This is a genomic window from Shigella sp. FC1567, assembly GCF_001743015.1.
Taxonomy (GTDB): Bacteria; Pseudomonadota; Gammaproteobacteria; order Enterobacterales; family Enterobacteriaceae; genus Escherichia; species Escherichia coli.
This window is the reverse complement of the sequence record NZ_MIIV01000133.1, coordinates 1-12974: the sequence shown is the minus strand read 5'-3', so window position 1 is coordinate 12974 and position 12974 is coordinate 1. Positions and strand designations below refer to the sequence as shown.

5 protein-coding genes and 4 pseudogenes are annotated in these 12974 nt (G+C 43.7%); 6 read left to right on the top strand and 3 right to left on the bottom strand.

Annotation, left to right across the window (positions count from 1 at the left end; genetic code table 11):
* Window positions 1-34: 34 nt before the first annotated feature.
* The 3 genes from oxc (at window position 35) to yfdE (ending at window position 3962) form a co-directional block, all read left to right on the top strand.
* Window positions 35-1729, top strand: coding sequence for an oxalyl-CoA decarboxylase (gene oxc / locus BHE85_RS09950; RefSeq protein WP_001283488.1), 1695 nt, complete (start codon window positions 35-37; stop codon window positions 1727-1729).
* 69 nt (window positions 1730-1798) lie between these two features.
* The gene (gene yfdV / locus BHE85_RS09945; protein ID WP_000955031.1) at window positions 1799-2743 is read left to right on the top strand and encodes a transporter YfdV; all 945 of its coding nucleotides are present in this window, start codon (window positions 1799-1801) and stop codon (window positions 2741-2743) included.
* Between the two features lie 73 nt (window positions 2744-2816).
* The gene (gene yfdE / locus BHE85_RS09940; RefSeq protein WP_005007649.1) at window positions 2817-3962 is read left to right on the top strand and encodes a CoA:oxalate CoA-transferase; all 1146 of its coding nucleotides are present in this window, start codon (window positions 2817-2819) and stop codon (window positions 3960-3962) included.
* A gap of 55 nt (window positions 3963-4017) precedes the next feature.
* Here the strand turns inward: yfdE and evgS are convergent.
* Together evgS and evgA are read right to left on the bottom strand one after the other, a co-directional pair.
* Window positions 4018-7610 (bottom strand): annotated as a pseudogene (evgS, locus tag BHE85_RS09935) (acid-sensing system histidine kinase EvgS).
* Between the two features lie 4 nt (window positions 7611-7614).
* Window positions 7615-8229: an acid-sensing system DNA-binding response regulator EvgA gene (gene evgA, locus BHE85_RS09930; RefSeq protein ID WP_000991370.1), complete on the bottom strand. Its 615-nt coding sequence runs from the start codon at window positions 8227-8229 to the stop codon at window positions 7615-7617.
* Between the two features lie 415 nt (window positions 8230-8644).
* Between evgA and emrK the strand changes: the two genes are divergently transcribed.
* Entirely contained in the window at window positions 8645-9808 is a 1164-nt protein-coding gene (gene emrK / locus BHE85_RS09925; protein ID WP_004984988.1) for a multidrug efflux MFS transporter periplasmic adaptor subunit EmrK, read from the top strand.
* A pseudogene (gene emrY / locus BHE85_RS09920) lies at window positions 9808-11345 on the top strand (multidrug efflux MFS transporter permease subunit EmrY). Before emrK ends, emrY begins: the two are co-directional and overlap by 1 nt.
* Before the next feature lie 107 nt (window positions 11346-11452).
* Here the strand turns inward: emrY and dsdA are convergent.
* Window positions 11453-12691: pseudogene (gene dsdA, locus BHE85_RS09915) on the bottom strand (D-serine ammonia-lyase); the annotation flags it as partial.
* An 8-nt stretch (window positions 12692-12699) separates the two neighbouring features.
* On the opposite strand from dsdA, the pseudogene BHE85_RS09910 reads away from it, so the two are divergent.
* A pseudogene (locus BHE85_RS09910) lies at window positions 12700-12974 on the top strand (DDE-type integrase/transposase/recombinase); the annotation flags it as partial.

Sequence of the window (12974 nt, the reverse complement as noted above, 5' to 3'; positions counted from 1 at the left end):
CTCCCAATTTATAAAAATTTCGAGGTTATTAATCATGTCAGATCAACTTCAAATGACAGATGGTATGCATATCATCGTTGAAGCATTAAAACAGAATAATATTGACACTATTTATGGTGTTGTAGGTATTCCTGTGACGGATATGGCACGCCATGCCCAGGCGGAAGGCATTCGTTATATTGGTTTTCGTCATGAGCAGTCGGCAGGCTATGCCGCTGCGGCAAGCGGTTTTCTTACCCAAAAACCGGGGATCTGCCTGACAGTTTCTGCGCCAGGATTCCTCAATGGTTTGACGGCATTGGCCAACGCAACGGTAAATGGTTTTCCGATGATCATGATTAGCGGCTCCAGCGACCGCGCGATCGTCGACCTACAGCAAGGTGATTATGAAGAGCTGGACCAAATGAATGCGGCAAAACCGTATGCCAAAGCAGCATTTCGCGTTAATCAGCCGCAGGATCTTGGCATTGCATTGGCACGCGCTATCCGGGTCTCTGTATCGGGTCGCCCTGGCGGAGTTTATCTTGATTTGCCAGCAAATGTCCTGGCCGCGACGATGGAAAAAGACGAAGCGTTAACCACGATTGTTAAAGTTGAAAATCCGTCGCCAGCATTATTGCCATGCCCGAAGTCAGTCACTAGCGCAATTTCGCTTTTAGCAAAAGCTGAACGGCCATTAATTATCCTTGGCAAAGGCGCGGCGTATTCACAAGCTGATGAACAGCTTCGTGAATTTATTGAAAGTGCTCAGATTCCATTCCTGCCAATGTCTATGGCGAAAGGGATCCTTGAAGATACGCATCCACTTTCTGCGGCAGCTGCGCGTTCGTTTGCCCTGGCAAATGCTGACGTTGTCATGCTTGTTGGTGCACGACTGAATTGGTTATTGGCACACGGTAAAAAAGGATGGGCGGCAGATACACAGTTTATTCAACTGGATATTGAACCGCAGGAAATTGACAGCAACCGCCCCATTGCTGTGCCAGTCATTGGTGATATTGCATCCAGTATGCAAGGTATGCTGGCAGAACTGAAACAAAACACATTTACGACTCCACTGGTATGGCGCGATATTTTAAATATCCACAAGCAGCAAAATGCACAAAAAATGCATGAAAAATTAAGTACAGATACTCAACCATTAAATTACTTTAATGCATTAAGTTCTGTGCGCGACGTATTGCGCGAGAACCAGGATATTTATTTAGTTAATGAAGGTGCAAATACCCTGGATAATGCACGAAATATTATTGATATGTATAAACCACGTCGTCGTCTGGATTGTGGTACCTGGGGTGTCATGGGCATCGGTATGGGCTATGCCATCGGTGCTAGCGTGACTTCTGGTTCTCCGGTTGTCGCCATTGAAGGTGATAGTGCTTTTGGTTTCAGTGGGATGGAAATTGAAACGATTTGTCGATATAACCTGCCGGTGACGATCGTTATTTTTAATAATGGCGGCATCTACAGAGGAGACGGTGTTGATCTCAGTGGCGCTGGTGCACCATCTCCAACGGATCTGTTGCACCATGCAAGGTATGACAAATTAATGGATGCGTTTCGTGGCGTTGGCTATAACGTCACCACGACAGATGAACTTCGTCATGCTTTAACCACCGGTATTCAGTCGCGCAAACCGACCATTATTAATGTGGTCATCGACCCTGCAGCAGGAACTGAAAGTGGCCATATTACCAAACTTAACCCAAAACAAGTCGCTGGTAATTAAATACTGACATCGTCTCCTCTTGCCAATTCATTATGCGATGGTGAGGGGACCCTTATCGGAAATACTATTATGCTAACATTTTTTATTGGCGATTTATTGCCTATTATCGTAATCATGCTGTTGGGTTATTTTAGCGGCAGACGAGAAACTTTTTCAGAAGATCAAGCCCGCGCATTTAATAAACTGGTATTAAACTACGCGCTTCCTGCGGCTCTATTTGTATCTATTACTCGGGCAAACAGGGAAATGATTTTTGCGGACACTCGTCTGACCCTTGTATCACTTGTGGTTATTGTCGGATGTTTCTTTTTCTCCTGGTTCGGTTGCTACAAATTTTTTAAACGTACCCATGCAGAAGCAGCTGTATGTGCATTAATTGCAGGTTCACCTACCATTGGATTCCTGGGGTTTGCAGTTCTCGATCCTATTTATGGTGATTCCGTATCAACAGGTTTAGTGGTAGCAATTATTTCTATTATTGTTAACGCAATTACTATTCCTATTGGTCTGTATTTGCTGAATCCTTCTTCAGGAGCGGATGGTAAGAAGAATAGTAATCTGAGTGCATTAATTTCTGCGGCAAAGGAGCCAGTAGTATGGGCACCTGTTCTGGCAACGATCCTGGTGTTGGTTGGGGTAAAAATTCCGGCAGCATGGGACCCAACCTTTAATCTGATTGCGAAGGCTAACTCAGGGGTAGCGGTATTCGCTGCGGGGTTGACTCTGGCTGCACATAAATTCGAGTTCAGTGCCGAAATTGTTTATAACACCTTCCTGAAGCTGATTCTGATGCCACTGGCACTGCTTCTCGTTGGTATGGCATGTCATTTGAACAGCGAACATCTGCAGATGATGGTACTGGCAGGCGCATTACCGCCGGCATTCTCCGGAATTATTATTGCCAGCCGGTTTAATGTCTACACCCGTACTGGTACAGCGTCATTGGCTGTGAGCGTACTGGGCTTTGTCGTCACGGCTCCCTTGTGGATTTATGTCAGTCGACTGGTTTCATAATTAATCATGTTATTGATTTTACATAAATGCCGAAGTGTCTTTTCACCTTCGGCTTTTTTCAAGGCATAAGCAAATGACAAATAATGAAAGCAAAGGGCCGTTTGAAGGCTTATTAGTTATCGATATGACACATGTCCTTAATGGACCTTTCGGAACTCAACTTCTTTGTAATATGGGCGCAAGGGTAATTAAAGTTGAGCCGCCGGGTCATGGTGATGATACCCGCACATTTGGTCCCTATGTGGATGGACAGTCACTCTATTACAGTTTTATTAATCATGGCAAAGAGAGTGTGGTTCTTGATTTAAAGAATGATTACGATAAAAGTATATTTATAAATATGCTCAAACAAGCTGATGTATTAGCTGAGAATTTTCGCCCAGGTACAATGGAAAAACTGGGGTTTTCATGGGAAACGCTTCAAGAAATCAACCCGCGCCTCATATATGCTTCATCGTCAGGTTTCGGACATACCGGTCCGCTAAAAGATGCTCCTGCCTACGATACCATCATTCAGGCAATGAGCGGGATAATGATGGAAACAGGATATCCTGATGCTCCGCCAGTGCGCGTTGGTACATCTCTTGCGGATCTATGCGGCGGTGTCTATTTATTCAGCGGAATAGTGAGTGCACTTTATGGCCGCGAAAAGAGCCAGAGAGGGGCGCATGTCGATATAGCGATGTTTGATGCCACGCTGAGTTTTCTGGAGCATGGTCTGATGGCATATATCGCGACAGGGAAGTCACCACAACGTCTGGGAAATCGCCATCCCTACATGGCACCTTTTGATGTTTTCAATACTCAGGATAAGCCGATTACGATTTGTTGTGGTAATGACAAGCTTTTTTCTGCGTTATGCCAGGCACTGGAGCTTACGGAACTGGTTAATGATCCCCGATTTAGCAGCAATATTTTACGCGTACAAAACCAGGCTATTCTTAAACAATATATTGAGCGGACGTTAAAAACGCAGGCAGCTGAAGTTTGGTTAGCCAGAATACATGAAGTTGGTGTACCCGTCGCGCCGTTATTAAGTGTGGCTGAGGCCATTAAATTGCCACAAACTCAGGCGAGAAATATGTTGATTGAAGCCGGGGGAATAATGATGCCGGGTAATCCGATAAAAATCAGCGGCTGCGCGGACCCGCATGTTATGCCGGGAGCGGCAACGCTCGACCAGCATGGGGAACAAATTCGCCAGGAGTTCTCATCATAAATGTAAGATGTGCTGGTAAATAGCTCCCACATTTGAACATTGTGGGAGCCGCTATTTAGTCATTTTTCTGACAGAAAACAGCAATCTCCTGGTCCAGCTCTGCAATGTGTTCTTTTACAGAGTTCAGCAACTGAAGAATTTCAGGCTTACTGTCATCTGAAACAGGTGTTATTTCTAACTGATGGCTAATATTAATCAACTTTTGCAAATTCAGGATGTTAGCCGCACCGTGGATGCGATGAATACACTGATGGAAAGTTCTGTTATCGCCAGCTTCTAGTGCTTGAAACGCAGCGGGTAGATCTTTATGCGTTTCATGCTGGAAAGTGATGAGAATCTCCTGCATCAGTTGTAGATCGTTCGCCGTATTATTTTTCAGGGCTTCGATATCAAGGTGGCGATACTGAGGTGCAATATGCGCAACCTGGTGTAACTGACTTAAATGTGTTTTCAGTACATCCAGGGTCAACGGTTTGAACAAACATAAGTTCATGCCGCAACTTAACCCTTTTTCACGTTCGTTAGCCTGTGCGTTGGCTGTAAGCCCCCAGATGGGTAAGGAAGAATTTTGCTCACGGAGTTTGCGAGTCAACTCAAAACCATCCATATTCGGCATATTAACGTCAGTAATAAGCAGATCATAATGTTGCATACTGACTTTGTGTAGCGCTTGCACACCATCAGTGGCTTCATCAACATCATATCCTAATAGATTTAGCTGGCGTTTGAGTAATAGCCTGTTGGTCGGATGATCATCGCGATTAATATGCTCAACTTTTCAGGTAGTGTGATGGGGTGTTCTGCTTTTGCCTCGACAGTCGCCACTTGCTGGCTAATTTCTACCGGGATTGTGATCGTAAATGTTGTTCCTATGCCTGGATGACTTTCTAATGACAAATCGCCCTGCATATTTTTAATTAATTCTTTGCAGATCATTAAGCCTAAGCCAGATCCTGTTTGCTGGCGACCTGCACTTGTTTGGCTGTAGCGTTTAAAGAGTTGTTGTTGTTCTTCCTGCGATAATCCACTTCCAGAATCCATAATCGTCATTTTGATAACAGCGTGGTTGTCATCAATGTGAACCAGGGAGGTCGTAATTTTTACTGCCCCCTCGGTGGTAAATTTGAGAGCATTGCTCAGTAAATTTGATAAGACCTGCTTAAACGCCTGAGGGTCGATCTTAACCAGGTAATGATCAGGAAATGTACTGCTGCAACTTAATGCGATCGATTTGCTTGCAGCAATCGCACCGAAAGAGTGACAAGTGTTCTGGACTAAAGTAGGGATATCGACCCATTGTGGTTGAAGTTGATAGTTACCCGATTCAATTTTGTCGACATCAAGGATTTCACCAATTAAGCCGAGGAGTGATTGTCCGGTGGCGTAGGCAAGTGAAATCGCCTCCACCCGTTGCTCCTTGCTAAGACCAGAACCCGACAGAAGTTCCAGGAAGCCCATAATGGAGCTTATTGGTGTTCTTATTTCGTGACTCATTGTTGCCAGAAACTGACTTTTTGCGACAGTTGCATTGATCGCTTTATTTCTCTCTACTTCGAGTGCATGAATTAAATCACGCGTCTCGGTAATATCTTGCCAACCACAAATATAAACAGCATGATCGCTGGCTGGCAGATTGCATAATGTATGCCAGTGATTAATGCATCTTTTCTCGATGCCATTATCAATTTCAAATACCTGTGTGTATATTGTTCGATTTTCTTTCGTTTCTGCTGTGACTTCATGCGCATTAGAAAAAACATCTTTAAAGGGTGAGTCACTGTTTTCTAATGGTAACATTGCATTTTTGTAGTAATCCGCAGTGAAATAATGTTCAAAAGCACTATTATGACTAATGACATTACCTTGCCAGTTTACAACATAAGTTGGATTTGGTAAGGAATCCGAGAGTGCTTTTCGGAATGATATTTGGTTTTCTAAATCACCCTGAATGACTTTACGACGACGAACTGAGCGTAACAGGTAGAATCCCCATAAAAGGCTACTGCCAACTAATAAAACGGATAATGTCGTAACAATATAAAATTGCTCGCTATAGAGGTCCCATGTGTCAATGGTCACATTGGGCATTTTAATCCATTTTTCCGTCAGGCGCAGAACTTCGCTTGGGGGAATTGCATTCAGTGCTTTATTAATAATATCCTTAAGTTCCGGTTCTCCGCGAGGAAAAGCGAACGAAAGCGATGCATTCGGAACGCCGGGAATAAGAAACTGATACAGTTCATTAGGATAGTAATGATCGATCATGTAACGCGAATTTAGCTGTGTCGCGACCAGAGCATCAAGTTCACCTTCCTTGACCTTGTGAAATGCAGCGCTGGCGTTATCGACTTTTATCCACTCAACCTCCGGATACATCTCTTTTAATTGCGAATGCAGCTCATAATAATATGGAATGGCAACTTTCATTCCTTTTTTTAATGTTTGTTCACTGTCAGGTGCTTTTTGCATGACAAAAACGTATGGCGTTGTTATGAAAGCTTCTGCAAATGAAACATTATTTTCTCGATCTTCACTATAAATAGCGCCAGGTATTATATCCCATCCACCGGGGTTAAGCTGTGTTCCGGCATGGATATTGTGTGAAACGGTGATCGGAGAAAAATTTAAACCTGTTTGCAAGGTAATAATATTAAGAATATCCCCCATAACGCCCCGAACCGAGCCATTTTCATCCGTCATAGAATAGGGAGGAGAGTAAGGATTTTCCAGCACCTTTAAATCGGGATGTTGCTTAATCCACTGTTTTTCATGTTCAGTGAGTTCTAATGGTTTGTTCAGAAAGGCCAGGTTTCCTGTATCAAGCCAATTTTGTGAAACTTCATAGCGAACTTCATTTGTTAAAGCATCAACAAATCGATTGAGTACTTCATTAAGAACGACAGATTCTTTTCTGGTCAAGAAAAAATTATATTGACGCGGTGAGTTATAATATTTCACTACATTTAAGGAGTGAGTGAAATAGCGGGAAATCATACTGCTGGTAATGATGTTACTACCAATAAAGTAATCATTCTGTCCGGCTGAGACGGATGCTAATGCCTGATATAAATTTGTAAAAGAGATAATTGTTGCTTTTGGAAATGATTGATGAATTACCTCGTCAGGGGGATAATTTGCTACTCGAGCAATATTTACTGGTTTTGATGAGGTAAGCGGTCGCATTGAATCGTGAAGGGTGGTGACGAGCGCCGGAAAGGTAATTATCAGTGGTTTGGTTGCAGCAATGTCATCATTAAGAGGCGGCGAAGCAACTAAATGTGATAACACTATATCGACTTCACCTTCTTCCAGCGCGTCCATTGCTTTTTGATGATCGGCGTATTCCCGGAGTGTTAATTTGATATTTAACGCTCTTTTTAAAAGATTTAAATAATCAGCATTAATACCACGAACCCGTTGCTGCGAATCGGTATGCAACAAGGTAGCCGTTTGGGACTTGTGTACTGCAATCACAAGATTTTTTTTGCTCGCTAACCAACGTAATTCCTTGTTGCTCAGACGTACTGGATCAAGTGTGACACGGTTGTTACTACTGATGCCACGATATTCGATGTAATCTTCGTCTGCGAAACTTATGGTCGACCAAAGACCACAACAGAGAAGAAAAAAATAGGGTAAAAACTTCATGTGATTAGCCGATTTTGTTACGTTGCGCGAATGTGTAAAGATCCATCAGTGATTTACATTCTAATTTTTCCATCAGGCGACTTTTATAAGTGCTGACAGTTTTGTTGCTGATGAACATTTTTTCAGCAATGTCATTATTATCCTTGCCATCAAGAATATACCGCATGACACTAATTTCTTGTTTCGATAAGGAGTCGAGTTTTTGCTGGTCGGACGTTAAACTTCCAACAAACCGGTTGAGAGAGAAGGGGAAATAGCAGTAGCCATTTTTTGCAGCTTCAATAGCCGCAATGATATTGTTCATGCCTTCTTTTTTACTCACGAATCCATTAGCGCCAGCATCAGCACAATGTTTCCCGTAAAAATGGTCATTTTTAGCGGAGACAATAATAATAATTCCGCTATATTGGCGCTTCCTCAGCGTTTCTAACACCTGGATACCGTTAACTCCGGGGATATCGACATCAATGATGACGATATCAGGCTTAAGTGTTTCCACCCGCTGAACGGCGCTTCCCCCTTCAGTCAACTCCGCTAAGATTTCAATATCGTTTTTGATCAATAAATTACGAATTGCTGCGATAGCAAGAGGATGGTCATCAATAATTATTGCGTTCATAGATTATTCCCTTTGCAATGAAGCATCTCCCTTCTCCCTGTAGTAATACAGACATAAGGCGTCATCTCATTTTCTCAATAAAAATAAGAAAATCTGAGCTTCCTTTAAGATAATTCGACAAGTATACCATATAAATAGTCGGCATAAATGAAATGTCAACAATAAAATCAGGGGTTGTACCGATGATTTATAGTTTCAAGTTAGCACTATAAGTCTTCTTACTAATCCTACAGGCGTAAGAATTGTATTGCAAAAGCCACGGTTTAGTCCTCTGTTGTTTTTTTTGCACCTCATTTAAATTAGGCCTCCAACGTTCCTGGGATAATGTGCAACACATGCACTGTGTTTGATATGAAGAATGAATGCTCTTTTCATTCAATTCATAAATTTCATCTATGAGAAATGAGAGATAATAGTGGAACAGATTAATTCAAATAAAAAACATTCTAACAGAAGAAAATACTTTTCTTTATTGGCGGTAGTTTTATTTATTGCGTTTTCAGGTGCCTATGTCTATTGGTCAATGGAATTAGAAGACATGATTAGTACAGATGACGCCTATGTCACGGGGAATGCAGATCCAATTTCTGCACAAGTCTCAGGTAGTGTCACTGTCGTTAATCATAAAGATACGAACTACGTTCGACAAGGTGACATTTTAGTTTCACTGGATAAAACTGATGCCACTATCGCACTCAATAAAGCTAAAAATAATCTGGCAAATATTGTTCGGCAAACGAATAAACTATACTTACAGGATAAACAATACAGTGCCGAAGTCGCTTCAGCACGTATTCAGTATCAACAATCTTTAGAAGATTATAACCGTCGAGTGCCGTTAGCGAAGCAGGGGGTTATTTCAAAAGAAACGCTGGAGCATACCAAAGATACGTTAATAAGTAGCAAAGCGGCATTGAATGCCGCTATCCAGGCTTATAAAGCGAATAAAGCTTTAGTAATGAACACACCATTAAACCGTCAGCCACAAGTCGTTGAAGCGGCGGATGCAACTAAAGAAGCCTGGTTGGCGCTTAAACGTACGGATATTAAGAGTCCGGTTACCGGCTATATTGCCCAGAGAAGTGTTCAGGTCGGCGAAACAGTGAGCCCCGGACAATCGTTAATGGCTGTCGTACCGGCACGTCAAATGTGGGTTAATGCCAACTTTAAAGAAACACAACTCACGGATGTGCGGATTGGTCAATCGGTCAATATTATCAGCGATCTTTATGGTGAAAATGTTGTGTTTCATGGTCGGGTGACAGGGATCAATATGGGAACCGGCAATGCGTTCTCCTTATTACCTGCACAAAATGCGACAGGGAACTGGATCAAAATCGTTCAGCGTGTACCGGTTGAAGTTTCTCTTGATCCAAAAGAACTCATGGAACATCCCTTGCGTATTGGTTTATCGATGACAGCAACTATTGATACGAAGAACGAAGACATTGCCGAGATGCCTGAGCTGGCTTCAACCGTGACCTCCATGCCGGCTTATACCAGTAAGGCTTTAGTTATCGATACCAGTCCGATAGAAAAAGAAATTAGCAACATTATTTCGCATAATGGACAACTTTAATGGCAATCACTAAATCAACTCCGCACCATTAACCGGTGGGACGTTATGGTGCGTCACTATTGCATTGTCATTAGCGACATTTATGCAAATGTTGGATTCCACTATTTCTAACGTCGCAATACCGACAATATCTGGCTTTCTGGGAGCATCAACAGACGAAGGCACCTGGGTTATCACCTCGTTTGGTGTAGCAAATGCCATTGCGATCCCTGTTACTGGCAGGTTGGCACAAAGAATAGGCGAATTAAGATTATTTTTACTTTCAGTAACCTTTTTTTCGCTGTCTTCATTAATGTGTAGCCTATCGACCAATCTTGATGTGCTGATATTTTTTAGAGTCGTTCAGGGGTTAATGGCGGGGCCGTTAATTCCACTGTCACAGAGTTTATTATTAAGGAATTATCCGCCAGAAAAAAGAACATTTGCTCTGGCATTATGGTCAATGACCGTGATTATCGCTCCGATATGTGGGCCGATATTGGGCGGTTATATTTGTGATAACTTTAGCTGGGGTTGGATATTTTTAATCAATGTCCCTATGGGGATTATCGTCCTGACATTATGCTTAACCTTACTTAAAGGAAGAGAAACTGAGACTTCACCGGTCAAAATGAATCTACCAGGACTGACCCTGTTAGTGCTCGGTGTTGGTGGCTTGCAAATTATGCTTGATAAAGGGCGCGATCTGGATTGGTTCAACTCGAGTACAATAATAATATTAACAGTAGTATCAGTTATTTCTCTGATCTCTTTAGTCATTTGGGAGTCGACCTCAGAGAACCCGATTCTTGATCTCAGTTTGTTTAAGTCCCGTAACTTCACCATTGGTATTGTGAGTATCACATGCGCGTATTTATTTTACTCTGGAGCGATCGTCCTTATGCCGCAGTTACTCCAGGAAACGATGGGGTATAATGCGATATGGGCCGGACTTGCTTATGCGCCCATCGGCATCATGCCACTATTAATTTCACCTTTGATAGGACGTTATGGCAACAAAATAGACATGCGGTTGTTAGTGACATTTAGTTTTTTGATGTATGCGGTTTGCTATTACTGGCGTTCTGTGACATTTATGCCAACGATTGATTTTACAGGCATCATTTTGCCGCAGTTTTTTCAGGGATTCGCCGTTGCCTGTTTCTTTTTACCCTTAACAACGATTTCGTTTTCAGGCTTGCCAGATAATAAATTTGCCAATGCCTCGAGTATGAGTAATTTTTTTCGTACCTTGTCAGGATCAGTTGGTACGTCGTTGACAATGACGCTGTGGGGACGACGCGAATCGTTACACCATAGTCAGTTGACAGCAACCATCGATCAATTTAACCCCGTGTTTAATTCATCGTCACAAATTATGGATAAATATTATGGTTCGCTTTCAGGAGTTCTTAATGAAATTAATAATGAAATAACCCAGCAGTCACTTTCTATTTCTGCAAATGAGATTTTCCGTATGGCGGCTATTGCTTTTATCTTACTTACGGTTTTGGTTTGGTTTGCGAAACCGCCGTTTACAGCGAAAGGCGTTGGGTGATGATAAAAGGAGGGGGTTATAGCGGGTAAGACCGGGGATCTTAAGTCTGCGCTATCGGCAGCATCGCTCACCCAGGGAAAGGATTGCGATGCTGCGTTGAAACGTTATTAACGGCCTTTTGCCAGATATTGATTCATCTCTTCTTCCGGCACCATTCCACCTCCCGTCGCCCACACCAGATGAGTGGTATTACGCAGTTGTTCTGCGCTGAAACCGTGCATCTGTTGGTAACTTACTGATGCACACACGCGCTGAGGTCCGGCCATACCCGCCAGTGCCGAAGGTTCAAGACGAATACCTTCTTCCTGCGCCAGCCAGCCAAGCATGTCATACATGGTTTGATCGCTAAGGGTATAGAAGCCATCCAGCAGACGCACCATTGCCCGCCCGACAAAGCCTGATGCGCGACCAACTGCAAGGCCATCCGCTGCGGTAAGGTTGTCGATACCAATATCCTGAACAGAAATCTGATCGTGTAATCCTGTATGGACGCCTAACAACATACAAGGGGAGTGCGTTGGTTCGGCAAAAAAGCAGTGAACATGATCGCCAAACGCCAGTTTAAGCCCGAATGCGACGCCACCAGGACCACCGCCAACACCACACGGCAGATAGACAAACAGAGGGTTATCAGCATCGACGATACGGCCTTGCTGGGCAAATTGCGCTTTAAGACGCTGGCCAGCGACGGAATACCCAAGGAACAACGTGCGGGAATTTTCGTCATCAATAAAGAAACAGTTCGGGTCAGACTGCGCTGCTTTACGTCCTTCCTCGACGGCAACACCATAATCTTGCTCATATTCCACGACCGTAACGCCATGGCTGCGCAGTTTCGCTTTTTTCCATGCCCGGGCATCAGCAGACATATGAACTGTCACCTTAAAGCCAATGCGGGCGCTCATAATGCCGATTGATAACCCCAGATTTCCGGTTGAGCCCACAGCAATGCTGTATTGGCTAAAGAACTGTTTAAACTCCGGAGAAAGCAGTTTGCTGTAGTCATCATCAAGCGTCAGCAACCCCGCTTCCAGAGCCAGTTTTTCTGCGTGTGCCAGGACTTCATAAATCCCGCCGCGTGCTTTTATGGAGCTGGAAATGGGCAAATGGCTATCTTTTTTCAGTAACAGTTGCCCGCTGATCGGTTGCTGATATTCTTTTTCCAGCCGTTTTTGCATAGCTGGAATGGCAACCAGTTCTGATTCAATAATCCCCCCAGTGGCAGCAGTTTCAGCAAATGCTTTTGCCAGATAGGGTGCAAAACGGGATAAGCGCGCATGGGCGTCCTGAACATCCTGTTCGGTCAGGCCAACATAAGGTAAACCTTCAGCCAATGAGGTCGTGCCACTTCAACCTTGAAAGGCAGTTCGCCGTGACTGAGCCAAATCAGGTGTGGTGCGGTGATGTGACCTGTATCTGGACGGGTAAGCGCTGGGCGTACCTCGCCGTTGTTCTCGACCTGTTCGCAAGAAAACCAGTGGGCTGGGCCATGTCGTTCTCGCCGGACAGCAGGCTCACCATGAAAGCGCTGGAAATGGCATGGGAAACCCGTGGTAAGCCCGGCGGGGTGATGTTCCACAGCGATCAGGGCAGTCATTATACGAGCAGGCAGTTCCGGCAGTTATTGTG